At 69.1% G+C, this 21,348-nt stretch carries 22 protein-coding genes; 19 read left to right on the plus strand and 3 right to left on the minus strand.

Annotation, left to right across the window (positions count from 1 at the left end; all coding sequences use genetic code 11):
* Positions 1-181 precede the first annotated feature (181 nt).
* The 19 genes from ACZ4Z3_RS11560 (at position 182) to ACZ4Z3_RS11650 (ending at position 17,432) form a co-directional block, all read left to right on the plus strand.
* The gene (locus ACZ4Z3_RS11560) at positions 182-1,324 is read left to right on the plus strand and encodes an LCP family protein (RefSeq protein WP_468500750.1); all 1,143 of its coding nucleotides are present in this window, start codon (positions 182-184) and stop codon (positions 1,322-1,324) included.
* Between the two features lie 232 nt (positions 1,325-1,556).
* On the plus strand, positions 1,557-1,778 hold the full coding sequence (gene rpmE, locus ACZ4Z3_RS11565; RefSeq protein ID WP_055514850.1) for a 50S ribosomal protein L31: 222 nt from the start codon (positions 1,557-1,559) through the stop codon (positions 1,776-1,778).
* A 99-nt stretch (positions 1,779-1,877) separates the two neighbouring features.
* A complete protein-coding gene (gene prfA / locus ACZ4Z3_RS11570) occupies positions 1,878-2,954 on the plus strand; it encodes a peptide chain release factor 1 (protein WP_099967487.1) in 1,077 nt (358 codons plus the stop codon).
* An 80-nt stretch (positions 2,955-3,034) separates the two neighbouring features.
* The gene (gene prmC / locus ACZ4Z3_RS11575) at positions 3,035-3,874 is read left to right on the plus strand and encodes a peptide chain release factor N(5)-glutamine methyltransferase (RefSeq protein ID WP_468500751.1); all 840 of its coding nucleotides are present in this window, start codon (positions 3,035-3,037) and stop codon (positions 3,872-3,874) included.
* 53 nt (positions 3,875-3,927) lie between these two features.
* Positions 3,928-4,575, plus strand: coding sequence for an L-threonylcarbamoyladenylate synthase (locus tag ACZ4Z3_RS11580; RefSeq protein WP_055514844.1), 648 nt, complete (start codon positions 3,928-3,930; stop codon positions 4,573-4,575).
* Positions 4,572-5,243, plus strand: coding sequence for an arsenate reductase/protein-tyrosine-phosphatase family protein (locus ACZ4Z3_RS11585; protein WP_055514842.1), 672 nt, complete (start codon positions 4,572-4,574; stop codon positions 5,241-5,243). The genes ACZ4Z3_RS11580 and ACZ4Z3_RS11585 overlap by 4 nt, the downstream gene beginning before the upstream one ends.
* Before the next feature lie 78 nt (positions 5,244-5,321).
* On the plus strand, positions 5,322-6,560 hold the full coding sequence (locus ACZ4Z3_RS11590; RefSeq protein WP_468500752.1) for a serine hydroxymethyltransferase: 1,239 nt from the start codon (positions 5,322-5,324) through the stop codon (positions 6,558-6,560).
* A gap of 129 nt (positions 6,561-6,689) precedes the next feature.
* Positions 6,690-7,979 carry an MraY family glycosyltransferase gene (locus tag ACZ4Z3_RS11595; RefSeq protein ID WP_468500753.1) on the plus strand — a complete coding sequence of 430 codons (1,290 nt, stop codon included), beginning with the start codon at positions 6,690-6,692 and terminating at the stop codon, positions 7,977-7,979.
* Positions 7,980-8,204: 225 nt separating this feature from the next.
* Positions 8,205-8,615 (plus strand): hypothetical protein, encoded by a 411-nt coding sequence (locus ACZ4Z3_RS11600; protein WP_468500754.1) that lies wholly within the window; start codon positions 8,205-8,207, stop codon positions 8,613-8,615.
* 428 nt (positions 8,616-9,043) lie between these two features.
* On the plus strand, positions 9,044-9,481 hold the full coding sequence (locus ACZ4Z3_RS11605) for a hypothetical protein (protein ID WP_055514835.1): 438 nt from the start codon (positions 9,044-9,046) through the stop codon (positions 9,479-9,481).
* Positions 9,482-9,706: 225 nt separating this feature from the next.
* Positions 9,707-10,534 (plus strand): F0F1 ATP synthase subunit A, encoded by an 828-nt coding sequence (atpB, locus tag ACZ4Z3_RS11610; RefSeq protein ID WP_468079252.1) that lies wholly within the window; start codon positions 9,707-9,709, stop codon positions 10,532-10,534.
* 71 nt (positions 10,535-10,605) lie between these two features.
* Entirely contained in the window at positions 10,606-10,851 is a 246-nt protein-coding gene (locus ACZ4Z3_RS11615) for an ATP synthase subunit c family protein (RefSeq protein WP_055514831.1), read from the plus strand.
* 41 nt (positions 10,852-10,892) lie between these two features.
* Positions 10,893-11,438: a F0F1 ATP synthase subunit B gene (locus ACZ4Z3_RS11620; protein ID WP_055514830.1), complete on the plus strand. Its 546-nt coding sequence runs from the start codon at positions 10,893-10,895 to the stop codon at positions 11,436-11,438.
* Positions 11,435-12,250: a F0F1 ATP synthase subunit delta gene (locus tag ACZ4Z3_RS11625; protein WP_468500755.1), complete on the plus strand. Its 816-nt coding sequence runs from the start codon at positions 11,435-11,437 to the stop codon at positions 12,248-12,250. The genes ACZ4Z3_RS11620 and ACZ4Z3_RS11625 overlap by 4 nt, the downstream gene beginning before the upstream one ends.
* A gap of 119 nt (positions 12,251-12,369) precedes the next feature.
* Positions 12,370-13,968 carry a F0F1 ATP synthase subunit alpha gene (gene atpA, locus ACZ4Z3_RS11630; protein ID WP_468500756.1) on the plus strand — a complete coding sequence of 533 codons (1,599 nt, stop codon included), beginning with the start codon at positions 12,370-12,372 and terminating at the stop codon, positions 13,966-13,968.
* Between the two features lie 21 nt (positions 13,969-13,989).
* Complete coding sequence (locus ACZ4Z3_RS11635; protein WP_468500757.1) at positions 13,990-14,904, plus strand: F0F1 ATP synthase subunit gamma; 915 nt, start codon at positions 13,990-13,992, stop codon at positions 14,902-14,904.
* Positions 14,904-16,340 carry a F0F1 ATP synthase subunit beta gene (gene atpD / locus ACZ4Z3_RS11640; RefSeq protein WP_107466616.1) on the plus strand — a complete coding sequence of 479 codons (1,437 nt, stop codon included), beginning with the start codon at positions 14,904-14,906 and terminating at the stop codon, positions 16,338-16,340. Before ACZ4Z3_RS11635 ends, atpD begins: the two co-directional genes overlap by 1 nt.
* Positions 16,341-16,471: 131 nt before the next feature.
* Positions 16,472-16,846: a F0F1 ATP synthase subunit epsilon gene (locus ACZ4Z3_RS11645; protein WP_468500758.1), complete on the plus strand. Its 375-nt coding sequence runs from the start codon at positions 16,472-16,474 to the stop codon at positions 16,844-16,846.
* 133 nt (positions 16,847-16,979) lie between these two features.
* On the plus strand, positions 16,980-17,432 hold the full coding sequence (locus ACZ4Z3_RS11650) for a DUF2550 domain-containing protein (RefSeq protein WP_055514818.1): 453 nt from the start codon (positions 16,980-16,982) through the stop codon (positions 17,430-17,432).
* Between the two features lie 49 nt (positions 17,433-17,481).
* Here the strand turns inward: ACZ4Z3_RS11650 and ACZ4Z3_RS11655 are convergent, their stop codons facing one another.
* From ACZ4Z3_RS11655 to ACZ4Z3_RS11665, 3 genes are all read right to left on the minus strand, one after another.
* Positions 17,482-19,305: a glycosyl hydrolase family 18 protein gene (locus ACZ4Z3_RS11655; protein WP_468500759.1), complete on the minus strand. Its 1,824-nt coding sequence runs from the start codon at positions 19,303-19,305 to the stop codon at positions 17,482-17,484.
* A gap of 152 nt (positions 19,306-19,457) precedes the next feature.
* Positions 19,458-20,099: a response regulator gene (locus tag ACZ4Z3_RS11660; protein WP_468500760.1), complete on the minus strand. Its 642-nt coding sequence runs from the start codon at positions 20,097-20,099 to the stop codon at positions 19,458-19,460.
* A complete protein-coding gene (locus ACZ4Z3_RS11665; protein WP_468500761.1) occupies positions 20,096-21,283 on the minus strand; it encodes a sensor histidine kinase in 1,188 nt (395 codons plus the stop codon). Before ACZ4Z3_RS11665 ends, ACZ4Z3_RS11660 begins: the two co-directional genes overlap by 4 nt.
* Positions 21,284-21,348: the final 65 nt, after the last annotated feature.

Genomic DNA, 21,348 nt, shown 5'->3' on the forward strand with positions numbered 1-21,348 from the left:
ATCCGGCGCACCCGGTGCCCATCGCTCTTTGCGCGATGGGCACCGTTCGTTGTGCAACCCTTTCCCGAATTACTCCGTCTGACCGATCGGAGTGACCATGAGCGGTACGGCCACATCCGACCCAAGCAGGCCTGGGCCTGAGCGCAGGGGGTAACCGACCGGGAAAGAGGACGAGGAGCGCATGTCAGCCGAGAGCACACTGGATCCCGCCACACAGGACGCGTCCGGCACCGCCGGCCGCCACCGCGCGCCCAAGGGCCGCCGCCGCAAACCGCGCGACGGGCACAGCAGGGCGGCGCTCGCCGTCCTCTGGACCGCCGCCGGCGTCCTGGTGCTGGGCGGCACCGGAGTCGGCTACCTGTACTTCAAGCTCAACGGCAACATCAAGAGCGTCGACATCAACCAGGCCCTCGGCACCGACCGGCCCCTCGACGTCGACAACGGCTCGCAGGACATCCTCGTCCTCGGCTCCGACACCCGCTCCGGCAGCAACAAGAAGCTGGGCGGCGGCGTCGACGACGGCAGCGCCCGCTCCGACACCGCGATGATCGTGCACGTCTACCAGGGCCACAAGAAGGCCAGTGTGGTCTCCATACCCCGGGACACCCTGGTGGAGCGGCCCGAGTGCACCGACACGCACGGCAAGACGTACCCGGCGGCGCGGCTGGCGATGTTCAACTCGGCGTACTCCACCGGTGGCGCCGCGTGCGCGGTGAAGACCGTCGAGTCCATGACCGGCATCCGCATGGACCACTACATCGAGGTCGACTTCGCGGGCTTCGAGAAGCTCATCGACGTCCTCGGCGGGGTCGACATCACCACGACCAAGGACATCAAGGACCCCGACAGCCATCTGAACCTCAAGGCCGGCGAGCACACCCTCACCGGCGAGCAGGCCCTCGGACTGGTCCGCACCCGGCACGGCGTCGGCGACGGCTCCGACCTCGGCCGCATCCAGCTGCAGCAGGCGTTCATCAAGGCGCTCCTGAAGCAGGTCGAGGAGGTCGGCGTCTTCAGCGACCCGAAGAAGCTCTACGACCTCGCCGACACCGCCACGGACGCCGTCACCACCGACTCCGACCTCGACGACGTCAAGGACCTGGCCTCCTTCGCGGGCGGCCTCAAGGGCATCAACGCCAAGAACATGACCATGGTCACCATGCCGGTCCAGTACGACCCCGCCGACCCCAACCGCGTCCTGGTCGACGAGGCGAAGTCGAAGCGGGTGTGGTCCGCCCTCAGGGCCGACAAGCCCATCCCGAAGTCGGCGACGAAGGGCACGGCGACGGGAACGGCCGGGGACGTCGTCACCGCCGGGCGCTGAAGGGGCGCGGGGAACTGCGCGACCGGCCACGACGGCCCCGCGGCCGCCCACGGCGATCACGAGGCACCCCCGCGGGCGCACCCTCCCCCACAGCAGACCCCCGGGAATACATGGCCGGACCCCCTGGTTTTGGGAGATGCGGCCAGTCCTGGCAGACTGGTACGTCGGCTCCGGTTCACGCTCTCGCATCCCGCGGCAGCGACCCGGCGCCCTCCCGAAACTAGGAGACACCTTGAAGCGCGACATCCACCCCCAGTACGTCGAGACGCAGGTCAGCTGCACCTGCGGCGCGTCGTTCACCACCCGTAGCACGATCGAGAGCGGCACCATCCGTGCCGAGGTCTGCTCCGAGTGCCACCCGTTCTACACGGGCAAGCAGAAGATCCTCGACACCGGTGGCCGCGTGGCCCGCTTCGAGGCCCGCTTCGGCAAGGCTGCCGCTGCCAAGAAGTAGCGAGCCCACAGCGCCGGTCCTAGGTGCCCCCGTCCGGGGCTTCCAGGGACCGGCGCTTTGCGGTGCAGCCCACTTATCACGTCGTACAGGGAGCCGGAGATGTTCGAGGCGGTCCAGGAACTGGTCGGGGAACACGCCGACCTGGAGAAGAAGCTCGCCGACCCGTCGGTCCACGCCGACCAGGCCAACGCGCGCAAGCTGAACAAGCGGTACGCGGAGCTGACCCCGATCGTCGGCACCTACCGCTCCTGGAGGCAGACCGGTGACGACATCGAGACGGCCCGCGAACTCGCCGCGGACGACCCGGACTTCGCCGCCGAGGTCAAGGAGCTGGAGAAGCAGCGCGAGGAGCTGACGGAGAAGCTGCGCCTCCTGCTCGTCCCGCGCGACCCCAGCGACGACAAGGACGTCATCCTGGAGATCAAGGCCGGCGCCGGCGGCGACGAGTCCGCCCTGTTCGCCGGTGACCTCCTGCGCATGTATCTGCGGTACGCCGAGCGCGTCGGCTGGAAGACCGAGATCATCGACGCCACCGAGTCCGAACTGGGCGGCTACAAGGACGTCCAGGTCGCCGTGAAGACCAAGGGCGGCCAGGGCGCCACCGAGCCCGGCCAGGGCGTCTGGGCCCGGCTGAAGTACGAGGGCGGTGTGCACCGCGTCCAGCGCGTCCCCGCCACCGAGTCCCAGGGCCGCATCCACACCTCCGCCGCCGGTGTCCTCGTGACCCCGGAGGCCGAGGAGATCGACGTCGAGATCAACCCGAACGACCTCCGCATCGACGTCTACCGGTCCTCCGGGCCCGGTGGGCAGTCCGTCAACACCACCGACTCCGCCGTGCGCATCACGCACATTCCCACCGGAGTCGTCGCCTCCTGCCAGAACGAGAAGAGCCAGCTGCAGAACAAGGAGCAGGCGATGCGTATCCTGCGCTCCAGGCTGCTCGCCGCGGCGCAGGAGGAGGCGGAGAAGGAGGCCGCCGACGCCCGCCGCAGCCAGGTCCGCACCGTCGACCGCTCCGAGAAGATCCGCACGTACAACTTCCCGGAGAACCGCATCTCGGACCACCGCGTCGGCTTCAAGGCGTACAACCTGGACCAGGTCCTGGACGGCGACCTCGACGCGGTGATCCAGGCATGCGTCGACGCGGACTCGGCAGCGAAGCTGGCAGCCGCGTAGGCCCGTACGAGTACGACGAGCACGACCGGAGGACTTGCGTGCAGCATCATCTTGGGGGGCGACCCCCAAACCCCCGCGGCGTGCTGCTCGCGGAAGTGGCCCAGGCCACCCAGCGCCTGGCCGACGCCGGCGTGCCCTCGCCGCGCAACGACGCGGAGGAGCTCGCCGCGTTCGTGCACGGCGTGAAGCGGGGCGAGCTGCACACCGTCAAGGACTCCGACTTCGACGCCCGGTACTGGGAGGTCATCGCGCGTCGCGAGCAGCGTGAGCCGCTCCAGCACATCACCGGACGCGCGTACTTCCGCTACCTCGAACTGCAGGTGGGGCCAGGGGTGTTCGTGCCCCGCCCGGAAACCGAGTCCGTCGTCGGGTGGGCCATAGACGCCGTCCGCGCGATGGACGTCGTCGAGCCCTGCATCGTCGACCTGTGCACCGGCTCCGGCGCCATCGCGCTCGCCCTCGCCCAGGAGGTGCCCCGCTCGCGCGTGCACGCCGTGGAACTGTCCGAGGACGCCCTCGTGTGGACCCGCAAGAACGTGGCGGGCTCCCGGGTCGACCTGCGCCAGGGCAACGCCCTCGACGCCTTCCGCGACCTCGACGGCCAGGTCGACCTGGTCATCTCCAACCCGCCGTACATCCCGCTCACGGAGTGGGAGTACGTGGCACCGGAGGCCCGCGACTACGATCCCGAACTCGCCCTGTTCTCAGGGGAGGACGGCCTGGATCTGATCCGCGGCCTGGAACGCACCGCGCACCGGCTGCTGCGCCCCGGCGGTGTCGTCGTCGTCGAGCACGCCGACACCCAGGGCGGCCAGGTGCCGTGGATCTTCGCCGAGGAACGGGGCTGGGCCGACGCGGCCGACCACCCGGACCTCAACAACCGGCCGCGGTTCGCGACCGCCCGCAAGGCGCTGCCCTGATGAGCACGCCCGCCACCACCCCCCAGCAGTACGTGTACGAGGAGGCCCGCTAGATGGCACGGCGATACGACACCAACGACGCGACCGACCGCGCCACCGGTCTGCGCGAGGCCGCCTCCGCCGTCCGCCGGGGCGAGCTCGTGGTGCTGCCCACGGACACCGTCTACGGCATCGGTGCCGACGCCTTCACCTCGGAGGCCGTCGCCGACCTGCTGGAGGCCAAGGGCCGGGGCCGCAACATGCCCACCCCCGTCCTCATCGGCTCCCCGAACACCCTGCACGGCCTCGTCACCGACTTCTCCGAGATGGCCTGGGAACTCGTCGACGCCTTCTGGCCGGGCGCGCTCACCCTCGTCGCCAAGCACCAGCCGTCGCTCCAGTGGGACCTCGGCGACACCCGCGGCACGGTCGCCGTCCGGATGCCGCTGCACCCCGTCGCCATCGAGCTGCTCACCGAGGTCGGCCCCATGGCCGTCTCCTCGGCGAACCTGACCGGCCACCCGGCGCCGGAGAACTGCGACGCCGCCGAGGCGATGCTGGGCGACTCCGTCTCCGTCTACCTCGACGGCGGCCCCACCCCCGGGAACGTGCCGTCGTCCATCGTCGACGTCACGGGCAAGGTGCCGGTGCTGCTGCGTGCGGGCGCCCTGTCGGCGGAGGAGCTGCGCAAGGTCGTACCCGACCTCGAGGTGGCGAATTGACGGCCCCTGACGCGGGGCGTGGCATATGGGACGGGGAAGAGACACGGACCTTCACGGGTCTGCCGCGTGACACCTTCCGCATCCTCCACGTCAGCACCGGCAACGTGTGCCGCTCGCCGATCACCGAGCGGCTGACCCGTCATGCCCTGGCGGACCGGCTCGGGGACCCGCTGGGCGGCGGACTGATCGTCGAGAGCGCCGGGACCTGGGGACACGAGGGCGCGCCCATGGAGGCCAACGCGGAGGCCGTCCTCGCCGACTTCGGCGCGGACGCCTCCGGCTTCACCGGGCGGGAACTGCTGGACGAGCACGTGATCATGGCCGACCTCGTGCTGACCGCCACCCGCGACCACCGGGCCCAGGTCATCTCGATGGGCCACTCGGCGGGCCTGCGCACCTTCACCCTGAAGGAGTTCACCCGCCTCGTCCGGGCGATAGACCCGGCCACCCTGCCGCCGCTGGAGGAGGGCATGGTCGTACGGGCCCGTGCGCTGGTGCGTGCCGCCGCCGCTCTACGCGGGTGGCTCCTCGCCCCCACGGCCGACGCGGACGAGGTCCACGACCCGTACGGCGCCCCGCTGCCGTTCTTCCGTTCGGTGGGCGACGAGATACACCAGGCGCTGGATCCGGTGGTGACCGCGCTGACGGGGGTGCCCGCCCGGGCGTAAGTACGGGACGACACCGGGCGTCCCCGGACACACGGGCCTACATTGGTCGTACGTCACCGTCGACGCCCGGAGCCCACCATGTCGGTCACCCCTGTCCTAGAGGCCGATGTCCTGCGACGTCAGGACCCCGAACTGGCCGACATCCTCCTCGGCGAGCTCGATCGGCAGGCGACGACGCTCCAGCTCGTCGCCGCCGAGAACTTCACCTCGCCCGCGGTGCTCGCGGCCCTCGGGTCGCCGCTGGCCAACAAGTACGCGGAGGGCTATCCCGGCACCCGGTACCACGGTGGCTGCGAGATGGTCGACGTCGCCGAGCGGCTCGCCGTGGAGCGGGCCAAGGCGCTGTTCGGCGCCGAACACGCCAACGTCCAGGCCCACTCGGGCTCCTCGGCCGTCCTGGCCGCCTACGCGGCCCTGCTGCGCCCCGGTGACACCGTGCTGGCGATGGGCCTGCACTTCGGCGGCCACCTCACCCACGGGTCGCCGGCGAACTTCTCCGGCCGCTGGTTCGACTTCGTCGGCTACGGCGTCGAGGCCGAGTCGGGCCTCATCGACCGCGAACAGGTGCGCACCCTCGCCCGTACGCACCGCCCCAAGGCCATCGTGTGCGGCTCGATCTCCTACCCCCGCCATCTCGACTACGCGTTCTTCCGCGAGGTCGCCGACGAGGTCGGGGCCTTCCTGATCGCCGACGCCGCCCACCCCATCGGGCTGGTGGCCGGGGGAGCGGCGCCCAATCCGGTGCCGTACGCCGACATCGTGTGCGCCACCACGCACAAGGTGCTGCGGGGGCCGCGCGGCGGGATGCTGCTGTGCGGGAGCGAGCTGGCCGAGCGGGTGGACCGGGCGGTGTTCCCCTTCACCCAGGGCGGGGCGCAGATGCACTCCATCGCCGCGAAGGCCGTCGCGTTCGGGGAGGCGGCAACACCGGCGTTCACCGGGTACGCCCATCAGGTGGTCGCCAACGCCCGCGTCCTGGCCGAGGGGCTCGCGCGGGAGGGGCTGGTCGTCGTCACCGGCGGCACGGACACCCATCTCCTCGCCGTCGATCCCGCACCGCTCGGGGTCGACGGCCGCACCGCCCGCGGCCGGCTCGCGGCGGCCGGGATCGTGCTGGACTGCTGTGCGCTGCCGCACGGCGACGCCCGTGGCCTGCGGCTCGGCACGGCCGCGCTGACCACGCAGGGCATGGGCGAGGCGGAGATGACACACCTCGCCGGGCTCTTCGCCCGGGCGCTCAGGGACGGCGGCGACGGCAAGCGGACGCGTGAAGAAGTACGGGACCTGGCCGGAAGATTTCCGCCGTATCCGCGCTGAGGTGGGGTAGACGCACCACGTCGCACAGCATCACGTGCAACCATCGTCGCTACCCGGAAGTCCCCAACCATATGCATGCATCGCTAGGGTGTGGGGCTGAGATGGCCAGCGAGACCTGTGGGGAAGCCCGTGCGTGAATACCTCCTGACGCTCTGCATCACGGCCGCGGTGACGTACCTGCTGACAGGGCCGGTGCGGAAGTTCGCGATCGTGGCCGGAGCCATGCCGGAGATCCGTGCGCGCGACGTCCACCGTGAGCCGACGCCCCGCCTCGGCGGCATCGCGATGTTCTTCGGGCTGTGCGCCGGTCTGCTGGTCGCCGACCACCTGACCAACCTCAGCGAGGTCTTCGCCGAGTCCAACGAACCGCGCGCGCTGCTCTCCGGGGCCGCGCTGATCTGGCTCATCGGCGTACTGGACGACAAGTTCGAGATCGACGCGCTGATCAAGCTCGGCGGCCAGATGATCGCCGCGGGTGTGATGGTCATGCAGGGTCTGACGATCCTGTGGCTGCCCATCCCGGGTGTCGGCATCGTCGCGCTGACCCAGTGGCAGGGCACGCTGCTGACGGTCGCCCTGGTCGTCATCACCATCAACGCGGTCAACTTCGTCGACGGCCTCGACGGTCTCGCTGCCGGCATGGTCTGCATCGCCTCGGGCGCGTTCTTCATGTACGCCTACCGCCTCTGGTACAGCTACGGCATCGAGGCCGCCGCCCCCGCCACCTTGTTCGCGGCCGTCCTGATGGGCATGTGCCTGGGCTTCCTGCCGCACAACATGCACCCCGCGCGGATCTTCATGGGCGACTCCGGCTCGATGCTGATCGGCCTGGTGCTGGCCGCCGGCGCGATCTCGGTCACGGGGCAGGTCGACCCGGACGTGATGAACCTGTACGGCTCGGAGCGCAGCACGGTCTACCAGATGGTGCCGGTCTACATCCCGCTGCTGATGCCGCTGACCATCATCGCGATCCCGGCGGCCGACCTGATCCTCGCGATCGTGCGCCGCACCTGGCGAGGTCAGTCGCCGTTCGCCGCCGACCGGGGGCATCTGCACCACCGGCTGCTGGAGATCGGCCACTCCCACAGCCGGGCCGTGCTGATCATGTACTTCTGGTCCGCGGTCATCGCCTTCGGCGCCCTCGCCTACACGGTGAACTCGGCGTCCATGTGGATCGTCCTGGGCATCGCCGCCCTCAGCGGCGTCGGCCTCTTCCTCCTGCTGCTGCCCCGCTTCACGCCCCGAGCCCCCCGCTGGGCCGAGTCCTTCGTCCCGCCGCGGTACCGCCGCCGTCGCGCCGTGGCCCCCGAGGCGGCCCCCGGCCCCGCCCCGGAGTGGACCCCGTCCCTCAACGGCGCCACCGCGCTCGGCGCCCGACCCAAGGACGAGGAGCCGAGCCCGGCGGGCGCGGGGCGGTGACGTCGACCTCGGCGCGCATGGTCCTGAAGGCGCATGGCCGTCAAGGGCAGGGACCTGAAGGGCAGGGACCTCAAGGGCAGGGACCTCAAGTACAGGTCACCTAAGGACAATTGAGCCCGCTCCAGCGCCCTGGAAAGGTCTTGGCCGACAGCGCGGGGGCTGTCCGCCGGAGACATGGCCGTGCGGGTCCGACGCCCCCGTGACGCGACCATTCATGGGGGACGCATGCGCAAGTCCATCGCCACCACTCTCGTCGTCATGGCGCTCGGTGGCTCGCTCGGCCTGACGGCGACGCAGGCCTCGGCCGCTCCTGCCACCAAGGTCCTGCCGTTCAACTTCAACACCAACGAGGTGCAGAAGGTCGAGGACGACGCCAAGTTCAAGACGACGGCGGCCGGCAAGGTCCAGTTCACGATCACGAAGAAGACCTACGACCACGGCATCGGCATCCGCCTCATCACCTGCGGCAAGGACTGGAAGTCGCTGACGGGCTGGAAGGAATTCAAGAAGAAGAAGGGCGACTACTACACCTTCGACAGGAGCCTGAAGAAGAACCAGTGCTTCAGGATCCAGGCGGGTCGCAGCTGGGCCGGCTACATCGACGGCAAGCTCAAGGGCAAGATCAAGAAGGCCTGACCCCACACTCGCCGGAGTGACTCCAGCGGCCGGGGGCCGTGTGCGCGAGCCGCACACGGCCCCCGGCCGTTCCGCTGTTCTGCCGTCTCCCGTGAGACTCAAGGTCGGGACGTCCGCTGACGCCAAGGTAAGAATCTGACTAAGCCTTTGCCGATGGCATGCAAGAGCCTGGGAGGGCAAACCGTCCTTATACCAGACAATTCGGCGCTGATTTTGCACAGACGGGCGGCTTCACTCTCATGTGTGACGCCGTGCACACCATTCAGGTAAAGACCTCATCAAATAGTTTGTGATACGGTTCACGAGAACCCCGGATGGAGCCGAAGGACCGCAGTGCGACGGTCCAGCGGCGTGAGAATTCCGCTCGCCCCCGGGGACTACGCTCGTCCATGACGACACCTGCCCCCTTAGTAAGCGGAGTTGCCGCCATGCCGTCCAATGACGCCCGGATCCTCCTTCAGGCCGCCGTGCCCACGGCTGCCGCCGGCGCGATCGCCGCAGTCATCAGCGGTGTGGTCGTCGGGGGCAAGGGGGCGGTCGGGGCCATTGTCGCCGCGGTGATCACGATCCTCTTCATGGGAATCGGGCTCTACGTTCTGCAGCGCACCGCCAAATCGCTTCCTCATCTGTTCCAGGCGATGGGCCTGATGCTCTACGCGGCACAGATTCTGCTGCTGTTCATCTTCCTGGCCGCGTTCAAGAACACCACGCTCTTCCACCCCCGCGCCTTCGCGTTCACGCTCGTCGCCACCACCCTCGTGTGGATCGGCGCACAGACGCGCGCTCACATGAAGGCCAAGGTCCTCTACGTCGAACCCGATTCCTCCACGGGCAACAAGCCCGAAAAATCGGGGCACTCGTCGTGAGAGGTAGGGGCGGGATAAGTGACCGCAGGAGATCCTGCTATCGTCCGGTGCCAACTGCGGCATCGCGGGCGCGGGCGATCGAGCTGACGCCTGCCCTAGTGCGAGGCTCGATGCCCCACAGCCGCCCCCACATCCGTAACACCAGTCCAGTGCCGACCCGCGGCTGCGCGCCGCGCCGACACAACGAGGTTGCCGTACCCATGCGCCACGCTGAAGGAGCCCGCGGTGAGTGCTGATCCGACGCAGGTGCTCGCCTTCGAGACCGACTGCCACATTTTCGACGGCTGTGGCTTCGCCGATGTCGCTCCGGGCCTGCACTCGTTCCTCTTCGAGCCCTTGATGGGCCACCAGGACGACGCCGTCTACTTCAACAAGACGATGCTGCTGGCGCTGCTCGGCTCGATCATCATCGTGGGCTTCTTCTGGGCCGCCTTCGCCAAGCCGAAGGTCGTCCCGGGCAAGCTCCAGATGGTGGCCGAAGCGGGTTACGACTTCGTGCGACGCGGCGTCGTCTACGAGACGCTCGGAAAGAAGGAAGGCGAGAAGTACGTACCGCTCGTCGTCTCCCTCTTCTTCTTCGTCTGGATCATGAACGTCTGGTCGATCGTCCCGATCGCCCAGTTCCCGGTCACCGCGATCATCTCGTATCCCGTTGCCCTGGCCGGGATCGTCTACATCCTGTGGGTCTCGCTGACCTTCAAGCGGCACGGCTTCGTCGGTGCCTTCAAGAACTTCACCGGCTACGACAAGTCGCTGGGCGCAGTGCTCCCGCTGTCGATGACGATCGAGCTCTTCTCGAACCTCATCGTGCGGCCCTTCACCCACGCCGTGCGTCTGTTCGCGAACATGTTCGCCGGCCACACGCTGCTGCTGCTCTTCACGATCGCCACCTGGTACATGCTCAACGGCATCGGCATCGCCTACTCCGCCGTGTCCTTCACGATGGTCATCGTGATGACCGCCTTCGAGCTCTTCATCCAGGCCGTTCAGGCGTACGTCTTCGTACTGCTGACCTGCAGCTTCATCCAGGGCGCTCTCGCCGAGCACCACTGAGAGCCCCGACCCACCACCAGACATCCGGTGGCCAACCCCCACCGGTCATTGAAAGAGAAGGAAGAACCGGCATGTCCGCTCTCCAGACCCTCGCCGAGACTCAGATCATGGGCAACCTTGGCTCCATCGGTTACGGCCTGGCGGCCATCGGCCCGGGCGTCGGCGTCGGCATCATCTTCGGTAACGGCACCCAGGCCCTCGCCCGCCAGCCCGAGGCGGCCGGCCTGATCCGCGCCAACCAGATCCTCGGCTTCGCCTTCTGTGAGGCGCTCGCCCTGATCGGTCTGGTCATGCCGTTCGTCTACCCGACCTCCTGACCAGGTTCGTCGGACCGCCCCTTTAGACGGAAGGCACTGATATGAGCCTGGTTAACCTGGCGGCTGGTGGGGAGGCCGAAAACCCCCTCATCCCGCCGATCCCCGAGCTCGTCATCGGCCTGATCGCCTTCGTCATCGTCTTCGGCTTCCTCGCCAAGAAGCTCCTCCCGAACATCAACAAGGTTCTGGAAGAGCGCCGCGAGGCCATCGAGGGCGGTATCGAGAAGGCTGAGGCCGCGCAGACCGAGGCCCAGAGCGTGCTCGAGCAGTACAAGGCTCAGCTCGCCGAGGCCCGGCACGAGGCCGCGCGACTGCGCCAGGAGGCGCAGGAGCAGGGCGCCGCGCTCATCGCCGAGATGCGCGCCGAGGGCCAGCGGCAGCGTGAGGAGATCGTCGCCGCCGGTCACGCCCAGATCGAGGCCGACCGCAAGGCCGCCGCTTCCGCGCTGCGCCAGGACGTCGGCAAGCTCGCCACCGACCTGGCCGGCAAGCTCGTCGGTGAGTCCCTCGAGGACCACGCCCGGCAGAGCCGCGTCATCGACCGCTTCCTCGACGACCTCGAGGAGAAGGCCGAGGCGACGCGATGAACGGAGCGAGCCGCGAGGCCCTGGCAGCCGCACGTGAGCGTCTCGACGCGCTGACGGACTCCACGTCCGTGGACGCGGCCGCGCTCGCCGACGAGCTGGCCGCCGTCACCGCGCTGCTCGACCGCGAGGTGTCGCTGCGTCGGGTCCTCACCGACCCGGCGCAGGCCGGCGAGGCCAAGGCCGACCTGGCCGGGCGCATCCTCGGCGGCCAGGTCAGCGGGACGACCGCCGACCTGGTTGCGGGTCTGGTGCGTTCCCGCTGGTCGCAGTCGCGCGACCTGGTGGACGCGCTGGAGGAGCTGGCCGCCCTGGCCGACCTCACCGCCGCGCAGACGTCGGGCACGCTCGACGACGTCGAGGACGAGCTGTTCCGGTTCGGCCGGATCGTCGCCTCGAACACCGGGCTGCGGTCCGCGCTGACCGACCGCGCCGCGGGCGCGTCGGCCAAGGGCGAGCTGCTCCGCAGCCTGCTCGGCGGCCGCGCCAAGGCCACCACCGAACGTCTGGTGACGCGCCTTGTGACCGCGCCGCGGGGACGTAGCCTGGAGGCGGGACTCGAGTCCCTGTCCAAGCTCGCCGCCGAGCGCCGCAACCGCATGGTCGCCGTCGTCACCTCCGCGGTCCCGCTGAGCGACACCCAGAAGCAGCGCCTCGGCGCCGCCCTGGCGAAGCTCTACGGCCGCCCGATGCACCTCAACCTCGATGTGGACCCCGGCGTCCTCGGCGGGATCCGGGTGCAGGTCGGCGACGAGATCATCAACGGTTCGATCGCGGACCGACTCGAGGACGCCGGCCGCCGTCTGGCGAGCTGAGCAACTTCATACGCAGTACAGACCGACGGCCCGGTTGGGCCGTGCAGAGGATTCCTGGGGGTCGCCCCCAGACCCCCAAGTTGAAACTTCGGGCCCAACAAGGAGAGCAGGGAACCCAGATGGCGGAGCTCACGATCCGGCCGGAGGAGATCCGGGACGCGCTGGAGAACTTCGTCCAGTCGTACAAGCCGGACGCGGCCTCGCGCGAGGAGGTCGGTACGGTCACCCTTGCCGGCGACGGCATCGCGAAGGTCGAGGGTCTTCCCTCGGCCATGGCCAACGAACTGCTGAAGTTCGAGGACGGCACCCTCGGCCTCGCGCTGAACCTGGAAGAGCGCGAGATCGGCGCCATCGTCCTCGGTGAGTTCAGCGGTATCGAGGAGGGCCAGCCGGTCACCCGTACCGGCGAGGTCCTGTCGGTCGCCGTGGGCGAGGGCTACCTCGGCCGCGTCGTCGACCCGCTCGGCAACCCGATCGACGGCCTCGGCGAGATCGAGACCACCGGTCGCCGCGCCCTCGAGCTGCAGGCCCCCACGGTCATGCAGCGCAAGTCGGTGCACGAGCCGATGGAGACCGGCTACAAGGCCGTCGACGCGATGACCCCGATCGGCCGTGGTCAGCGTCAGCTGATCATCGGTGACCGCCAGACCGGCAAGACCGCCCTGGCCGTCGACACGATCATCAACCAGCGCGACAACTGGCGCTCGGGCGACGTGAACAAGCAGGTCCGCTGCATCTACGTCGCCATCGGCCAGAAGGGCTCGACGATCGCGTCGGTCCGCCGCGCGCTGGAGGAGAACGGCGCGCTCGAGTACACGACCATCGTCGCCGCCCCGGCGTCCGACCCGGCCGGCTTCAAGTACCTGGCGCCGTACACCGGTTCGGCCATCGGTCAGCAGTGGATGTACGAGGGCAAGCACGTCCTCATCATCTTCGACGACCTCTCGAAGCAGGCCGACGCCTACCGCGCCGTGTCGCTGCTGCTGCGCCGTCCGCCGGGCCGTGAGGCCTACCCGGGTGACGTCTTCTACCTGCACTCCCGTCTGCTGGAGCGCTGCGCGAAGCTCTCCGACGACATGGGCAAGGGCTCGATGACCGGTCTGCCGATCGTCGAGACCAAGGCCAACGACGTCTCGGCGTTCATCCCGACCAACGTCATCTCCATCACCGACGGCCAGTGCTTCCTGGAGTCGGACCTCTTCAACGCCGGTCAGCGTCCCGCGCTGAACGTCGGTATCTCCGTCTCCCGAGTCGGTGGTTCCGCCCAGCACAAGGCGATGAAGCAGGTCTCCGGTCGTCTCCGCGTGGACCTCGCCCAGTTCCGTGAGCTGGAGGCGTTCGCCGCCTTCGGTTCCGACCTGGACGCCGCGTCGAAGGCCCAGCTGGAGCGCGGCCAGCGCATGGTCGAGCTGCTGAAGCAGGCCCAGTACGAGCCGATGTCCACCGAGGACCAGGTCGTCTCCGTGTGGGCCGGCACCACCGGCAAGATGGACGACGTTCCGGTCGCCGACATCCGCCGCTTCGAGAAGGAGCTGCTGGAGTACCTGCACCGCAAGGAGCAGGGCCTCATGACCTCCATCAAGGAGGGCGGCAAGCTCTCGGACGACACGCTGACCGCTGTCGCCGACGCGATCGCCGACTTCAAGAAGCAGTTCGAGACCTCGGACGGCAAGCTGCTCGGCGAGGACGCTCCGGCGGCCGTCAACGTCTCCAAGTGACGTAAGGAAGGGACCTGACTCATGGGAGCTCAGCTCCGGGTCTACAAGCGTCGCATCCGATCCGTCACCGCGACCAAGAAGATCACCAAGGCGATGGAGATGATCGCCGCCTCGCGCGTCGTCAAGGCGCAGCGCAAGGTGGCGGCCTCCACGCCGTACGCGACCGAGCTCACCCGCGCGGTCACGGCGGTGGGGACTGGTTCGAACACCAAGCACCCGCTGACCACGCAGGCCGAGACGGTCACGCGTTCCGCAGTGCTGCTGCTGACGAGTGACCGGGGTCTGGCCGGTGCCTTCAACTCCAACGCCATCAAGGCGGCGGAGCAGCTGACGGCGCGGCTGGAGTCCGAGGGCAAGCAGGTCGACACGTACATCGTCGGCCGCCGCGGTGTCGCCCACTACAACTTCCGCGAGCGCAAGATCGTGGACCAGTGGACGGGCTTCACCGACGAGCCCTCGTACGCGGACGCCAAGAAGGTCGCGGCGCCCCTGATCGAGGCCATCGAGAAGGACACGGCGGACGGCGGCGTGGACGAGCTCCACATCGTGTACACCGAGTTCGTGTCGATGATGACGCAGCAGGCGCTCGACGCGCGTCTGCTGCCGCTCAGCCTCGACGAGGTCGCGGAGGAGAAGCCGACGGGCGAGATCCTGCCGCTGTACGACTTCGAGCCGTCGGCGGAGGACGTCCTCGACGCCCTGCTGCCGCGCTACGTCGAGAGCCGTATCTACAACGCGCTGCTCCAGTCGGCTGCCTCCAAGCACGCCGCCACCCGCCGCGCGATGAAGTCGGCGACCGACAACGCGGGCGAGCTGATCAACACGCTCTCCCGTCTTGCCAACGCGGCCCGCCAGGCCGAAATCACCCAGGAAATCAGCGAGATCGTCGGTGGCTCCGCAGCCCTTGCCGACGCGACCGCGGGGAGTGACAAGTAATGACGACGACTTCTGAGACGGCCGTTGCCACGGGCCGCGTCGCCCGGGTCATCGGCCCGGTCGTCGACGTGGAGTTCCCCGTCGACGCGATGCCCGACATCTACAACGCCCTGCACGTCGAGGTCTCCGACCCGGCGAACGAGGGTGAGAAGAAGACGCTGACCCTGGAGGTCGCCCAGCACCTGGGTGACGGCCTGGTCCGCACCATCTCCATGCAGCCCACCGACGGTCTGGTCCGCCAGGCCCCGGTCACCGACACCGGCGCCTCCATCACCGTGCCGGTCGGCGACTTCACCAAGGGCAAGGTGTTCAACACCCTCGGTGAGGTGCTGAACGTCGACGAGCAGTACACGGGCGAGCGCTGGGGCATCCACCGCAAGGCCCCGAACTTCGACGAGCTCGAGTCGAAGACCGAGATGTTCGAGACCGGCGTCAAGGTCATCGACCTCCTCACCCCGTACGTCAAGGGTGGAAAGATCGGTCTGTTCGGCGGCGCCGGCGTCGGCAAGACGGTGCTCATCCAGGAGATGATCTACCGCGTCGCCAACAACCACGACGGTGTGTCGGTGTTCGCCGGTGTCGGTGAGCGCACCCGTGAGGGCAACGACCTCATCGAGGAGATGTCGGACTCCGGCGTCATCGACAAGACCGCGCTGGTCTTCGGTCAGATGGACGAGCCCCCGGGCACCCGTCTGCGCGTCGCCCTCGCCGGTCTGACCATGGCGGAGTACTTCCGCGATGTGCAGAAGCAGGACGTGCTGTTCTTCATCGACAACATCTTCCGCTTCACCCAGGCCGGTTCCGAGGTGTCGACCCTGCTCGGCCGTATGCCCTCCGCGGTGGGCTACCAGCCGAACCTGGCCGACGAGATGGGTCTCCTCCAGGAGCGCATCACCTCGACCCGTGGTCACTCGATCACCTCGATGCAGGCGATCTACGTCCCCGCGGACGACCTGACCGACCCGGCTCCGGCCACCACCTTCGCCCACCTCGACGCGACGACGGTTCTCTCCCGTCCGATCTCCGAGAAGGGCATCTACCCGGCCGTGGACCCGCTGGACTCGACGTCCCGCATCCTCGACCCGCGGTACATCGCGGCGGACCACTACACGGCCGCCATGCGCGTGAAGAGCATCCTGCAGAAGTACAAGGACCTGCAGGACATCATCGCGATCCTCGGTATCGACGAGCTCGGCGAGGAGGACAAGCTCGTCGTCCACCGTGCCCGTCGCGTGGAGCGCTTCCTGTCCCAGAACACCCACGTCGCCAAGCAGTTCACCGGCGTCGACGGGTCGGACGTGCCGCTGGACGAGTCGATCGCCGCGTTCAACGCGATCATCGACGGTGAGTACGACCACTTCCCGGAGCAGGCGTTCTTCATGTGCGGTGGTCTTGAGGACCTCAAGAAGAACGCGAAGGAGCTCGGCGTCAGCTGACGCCCGGCGACTCGTGAACAGTGGGGGGCGAGACCACACCTCTAGGGGTGCGTCCCGCCCCTCTCTGTACTCCCTCTAGAATTGAACCCAACACCCGGCGGAACCGCCGGGTGGTGACCCGAGGAGCCACCTTGGCTGCTGAGCTGCACGTCGCGCTGGTCGCGGCCGACCGAGAGGTCTGGTCGGGCCAGGCCACCCTGGTCGTCGCACGCACCACGTCCGGCGACATCGGCGTCATGCCCGGTCACCAGCCGCTGCTCGGTGTGCTGGAGTCGGGCCCCGTGACCATCCGTACGAGTGAGGGCGGCACCGTCGTCGTCGCCGTGCACGGTGGATTCATCTCGTTCGCGGACAACAAGCTGTCCCTGCTGGCGGAGGTCGCCGAGCTGGCCGACGAGATCGACGTCCAGCGCGTGGAGCGCGAGCTGGAGCGGGCGAAGGCGGAGGGCGACGCCGTCGCCGAGCGCCGCGCGGACGTCCGACTGCGGACGGTGTCGGCGCGCTGAACGGGTGCGCCGTGTGATGCTGTGTCTCAGCCGCGGCCGGGTCTGGATGGAAACATCCTGATCCGGCCGCGGCTGAGGTGAATATGGGTGTTTTTTACGTTCCATTACCTAGGAGACGAGGAGGTCGGTGTCGATGGTCCTCGCTCTGACTGTGTGCGGGTCGGTGATCGCGCTCGTGGTGGTGGGGCTCGTCGTCTTCGGACTGCGCCGCCGGCTGATCCAGCGCTCCGGGGGAACCTTCAACTGCAGCCTGCGGTGGGACGCCCCGGAGAAACCCGTGGGCGGCGAGGAGAAGGGCAAGGGCTGGGGCTACGGCATCGCCCGCTACAACGGGGACCGCATCGAATGGTTCCGGATCTTCTCGTACTCGCCCCGCCCGCGCCGCGTCCTGGAACGCTCGGCGATCGAGGTGGCCGGCCGCCGCACCCCGGACGGTGAGGAGCTGGTGCTCCTGCCGGACGACATCATCCTGGTCTGCCTCCACCGGGGCACGCGTCTGGAGCTGGCGATGAGCGAGGACGCGCTGACCGGTTTCCTCGCGTGGCTGGAGGCAGCCCCGCCCGGTCAGCGCGTCAACGTCGCCTGATCTTTCTCAGTCGGTCACTTCCGACCGACCTCTGATCTTTCTTTGCCGGTCACTTCAGACCGTTGTTGATCGCGGTCACCAGCTCTCCGTTGCTCGTGTCGCCGCTGAACTCCCAGAAGAACGCGCCGCCCAGGTTCTGGTTCTTCGCCCAGGTCATCTTGGTGCCTATGGTGGCGGGCGTGTCGTAGCTCCACCAGTTGTTGCCGCAGTGCGCGTAGGCCGTGCCGGCGACGGTGCCGGTGGCCGGGCAGGAGTTCTTCAGGACCTTGTAGTCCTCGATGCCCGCCTCGTAGGTGCCGGATGCCGCGCCGGTGGCCGCTCCGCCGGGGGCGGACTGGGTGACGCCGGTCCAGCCGCGGCCGTAGAAACCGATGCCGAGCAGCAGCTTGCTCGCCGGGACGCCCTTGGCCTTGAGCTTGGCTATGGCGGCGGCCGAGTTGAAGCCCTCCTTCGGGATCCCCGTGTACGACGTGAGCGGCGAGTGCGGGGCGGTCGGGCCGGTCTTGTCCCAGGCGCCGAAGTAGTCGTACGTCATCACGTTGTACCAGTCGAGGTACTGGGCGGCGCCGCCGTAGTCGGCCGCGTCGATCTTGCCGCCGGAGGAGCCGTCGGCGGTGATGGCCGCGGTGACCAGGTAGTTCGAGCCGAACTCGGTGCGCAGCGCCGACATCAGGTTCTTGAACGCGGCCGGCCCCGAGGTGTCGCAGGTCAGACCGCAGGCGTTCGGGTACTCCCAGTCGATGTCGATGCCGTCGAAGACATCGGCCCAGCGCGGGTCCTCCACGACGGCCTTGCAGGACTTGGCGAACGCGGCCGGGTTCTGCGCGGCCTGGCCGAATCCGCCGGAGTAGGTCCAGCCGCCGAAGGAGTACAGGACCTTGATGTGCGGGTACTTCGCCTTGAGCTGGCGCAGCTGGTTGAAGTTGCCGCGCAGCGGCTGGTCCCAGGTGTCGGCGGTGCCGCTGACGGACTGGTCGGCGGTGTACGCCTTGTCGGTGGCCGCGTAGGAGTCGTCGAGGACGCACTGGCCGTTCTTGACGTTGCCGAACGCGTAGTTGATGTGGGTGATCTTGGACGCGGAGCCCGAGGTCACCAGGTTCTTGACGTGGTAGTTGCGGCCGTAGACGCCCCACTCGGTGAAGTAGCCGAGTTTGACCTTGGAGCCGGGCGGCGGGTCGACGACCCCGCCGCTGGTGCGGACGGCGACCGCGCCGCTGAGCGGCCCGGTCTGGTCGGCGGTGTCACGGGCCTGGACGGTGTAGGAGTAGTCGGTGCCGGCGGTCAGGCCGGTGTCGGTGTAGGTGGTGCCGGTGACGGTGGCGACCTTGCTGCCGCCGCGCAGGACGTCGTAGTTCTTGACGCCCTTGTCGTCGGTGGCCGCGCTCCAGCTGAGCTTGACCGAGGTCTCGGTGACACCGGACGCGGTCGGGGTGCCGGGGGCGGAGGGCGCCGCGTCACCGGGGACGCTGGGGCCGCCGTCGCAGCTGCCGCCGTTCAGCTTGCAGTTCGCCGGGGAGCCTGAGCCGCTCCCGTTGAAACCGAAGGAGACGGAGGCGCCCGGGGCGAGCGAGCCGTTCCACGACTTGTTCTTGGCGGTCCAGTGGGAGCCGGAGGAGGTCACGTCGGCGTCCCAGGCCGAGGTGACCGATGTTCCGGAGGGGAAGTCCCACTCGACGGTCCAGGAGCTGAGCGTGGTGGTGCCGGTGTTCTTGACGGTCCACTTTCCTTCGAAGCCGCTGCCCCAGTCCTGGGTCTTGGTGTAGGTGGCGGTGGCTTCCGTCGCCGCGTGGGCCGGGGTCGCGAGACCGACCAGGCCCGTCAGGGGAAGCAGCAGGGTGGCGAAGCCCGCCGCGAGTCTGTGCCTGAAGCGCATGACGCGCCTCCTTGTGGGGTGTCGTGAGCATGAGCATGACGTGGCGCAGTGCGGCGAGAATAGAAAGGTCTGGACCATAGGTCAATGGGTCTGGACCAGTGCGCGACGCCGGGCAGCTCGCCCGGAGGGCCGCCGGACACCCCTCCGGCGGGTCAGATCCCCAGTTCCTGGGCCAGCACGGCCGCTTGGACCCGGCTGCGCAGGTCGAGCTTGCCGAGGAGCCGGCTCACATGGGTCTTCACCGTCGCCTCCGCCATGTCGAGCCGCACCGCGATCTCCGCGTTGGGCAGCCCCTGGCCGAGACAGGACAGCACCTCGCGCTCCCGTCGGGTCAGCGCGTCGAGCACCGACAGGTCGACCGAGGGTTCACGGGCCGACCCGGCGGCGAACTCGGCGATCAGCCGCCGGGTGACGGCCGGGGCGATCAGCCCCTCGCCGCGCCCCACCGTCCGCACGGCCGCGATCAGGTCCTTCGCCTCGGTGTTCTTCAGCAGAAACCCGGCGGCGCCCGCCCGCAGCGCCCCGAAGACGTACTCGTCGAGGTCGAAGGTGGTGAGGACGAGGACGTCCGCCAGGCCCTCGGCGACGACCTGACGGGTCGCGGACACCCCGTCGAGGCGCGGCATCTGAACGTCCATCAGCACCAGGTCGGGCCGCAGCTCCCGGGCGAGCGCCACGGCCCGCTCCCCGTCGGCGGCCTCGCCGACGACCTCGATGTCGGGCGCGCTGCGCAGGATGAGGACCAGCCCGGCGCGTACGGCCGACTGGTCCTCGGCGACGAGGACGCGGATCATGCGGGTTCTCCTTCGGGGACCGGGAGGCAGGCGCGTACGACCCAGATCTTGCCGTGCTCCGCGCTCTCGGGGCCCGCCTCGAAGGTGCCGTCCAGCAGCGCCACGCGCTCCCGCATGCCGACCAGGCCGGCGCCCGACCCGGGGGCGCTCGGGCCGCGCCGGTCGCCGTACGGGCTGGTCACCGCGATGTGGAGCGAGCCGTTCGGTTGCCGCAGGGTCACCGTGACGCGGCCGGGGCAGGCGTGCTTGAGGGCGTTGGTGAGGGACTCCTGGACGATGCGGTAGGCCGCGAGGCCCACGGGTGCGGGCAGGGTGTCGCCGTGGTCGGCGTCGAGGGTGACGTCCAGGCCGTTGGTGCGGGCGCCGTCGACCAGGGCGCCGAGTCCGTCGAGGGTGGGGGCGACGGCCGGTTCGTTGTCGCCGCCGGTGTCCCTGAGGATGCCGATCAGCCGGCGCATCTCGGCGAGGCCCTCGACGCTGTTCTCGCGGATGACCCCGAGGGCCTGCCGGGAGGTGTCGGGGTCGTCGAGGGAGAGCGCGGCCGTGGAGTGGATCGCGATCGCGGACAGATGGTTGGCCACCAGGTCGTGCAACTCCCGAGCCATGCGCGACCGTTCGGCCACGACGGCCTGGGCGCGGTCCATCTCGGCGAGCAGCGCGGTCTGTTCGGCGTGCAGCCGGGCGGCCTCGGCGGCGTCGCGGTGGTTGCGGACGATCCAGCCGGTGGCGGCGGGCATGAAGGCGACCAGTCCGATCACCGCGCCGACCAGCACCGCCTTGGGCACCTGCCAGATCGCCACCGGCACGACCGTGCCGACCAGTGTGAGCACCCCGGAGATCCACAGGACGCGGCGGGCGGTGGCGGGCGGGCCGTAGAGCACGGCCGCGTACACCAGGTCGGTGAACATCACCAGCGTGACCAGATTGCCCTGGGTGATCGTGTCCACGGTCAGCGCGGCCCATCCGACCAGCAGGGCCGTGCGGGGCAGGGTGCGGCGGAGCGCTTCGCAGGCCGCCGTCACGACCAGGGGCAGCAGGATCCACCAGCGCCCGTCGAGCAGCACGACCGGGTCGTGGGCCGGGCGGGTCGCGAGGTGGAGCCCCCACAGCAGCAGGCCGCCGAGCAGTCCGGCGAGGGCGGCGCGCACGTCGAAGGGGTGCGGGCGGGGCGGTCGTACGGCCATGTCCCCATCCAACACGGCGCGGCTGCTCGCCGCCTGATGCCCGGGGACGGTCCTGGACTGCATCC

Source organism: Streptomyces sp. NPDC030296 (assembly GCF_055572815.1).

Bases quoted from the DNA above. Each gene is read 5' to 3' on its own strand.
- ACZ4Z3_RS11560 (WP_468500750.1), top strand. From the start codon at position 182: ATGTCAGCCGAGAGCACACTGGATCCCGCCACACAGGACGCGTCCGGC.
- prfA (WP_099967487.1), top strand. From the start codon at position 1,878: ATGTTCGAGGCGGTCCAGGAACTGGTCGGGGAACACGCCGACCTGGAG.
- ACZ4Z3_RS11580 (WP_055514844.1), top strand. From the start codon at position 3,928: ATGGCACGGCGATACGACACCAACGACGCGACCGACCGCGCCACCGGT.
- ACZ4Z3_RS11590 (WP_468500752.1), top strand. From the start codon at position 5,322: ATGTCGGTCACCCCTGTCCTAGAGGCCGATGTCCTGCGACGTCAGGAC.
- ACZ4Z3_RS11600 (WP_468500754.1), top strand. From the start codon at position 8,205: ATGCGCAAGTCCATCGCCACCACTCTCGTCGTCATGGCGCTCGGTGGC.
- ACZ4Z3_RS11605 (WP_055514835.1), top strand. From the start codon at position 9,044: ATGCCGTCCAATGACGCCCGGATCCTCCTTCAGGCCGCCGTGCCCACG.
- ACZ4Z3_RS11615 (WP_055514831.1), top strand. From the start codon at position 10,606: ATGTCCGCTCTCCAGACCCTCGCCGAGACTCAGATCATGGGCAACCTT.
- ACZ4Z3_RS11620 (WP_055514830.1), top strand. From the start codon at position 10,893: ATGAGCCTGGTTAACCTGGCGGCTGGTGGGGAGGCCGAAAACCCCCTC.
- ACZ4Z3_RS11625 (WP_468500755.1), top strand. From the start codon at position 11,435: ATGAACGGAGCGAGCCGCGAGGCCCTGGCAGCCGCACGTGAGCGTCTC.
- atpA (WP_468500756.1), top strand. From the start codon at position 12,370: ATGGCGGAGCTCACGATCCGGCCGGAGGAGATCCGGGACGCGCTGGAG.
- ACZ4Z3_RS11635 (WP_468500757.1), top strand. From the start codon at position 13,990: ATGGGAGCTCAGCTCCGGGTCTACAAGCGTCGCATCCGATCCGTCACC.
- atpD (WP_107466616.1), top strand. From the start codon at position 14,904: ATGACGACGACTTCTGAGACGGCCGTTGCCACGGGCCGCGTCGCCCGG.
- ACZ4Z3_RS11650 (WP_055514818.1), top strand. From the start codon at position 16,980: ATGGTCCTCGCTCTGACTGTGTGCGGGTCGGTGATCGCGCTCGTGGTG.
- ACZ4Z3_RS11655 (WP_468500759.1), bottom strand. From the start codon at position 19,305: ATGCGCTTCAGGCACAGACTCGCGGCGGGCTTCGCCACCCTGCTGCTT.
- ACZ4Z3_RS11660 (WP_468500760.1), bottom strand. From the start codon at position 20,099: ATGATCCGCGTCCTCGTCGCCGAGGACCAGTCGGCCGTACGCGCCGGG.
- ACZ4Z3_RS11665 (WP_468500761.1), bottom strand. From the start codon at position 21,283: ATGGCCGTACGACCGCCCCGCCCGCACCCCTTCGACGTGCGCGCCGCC.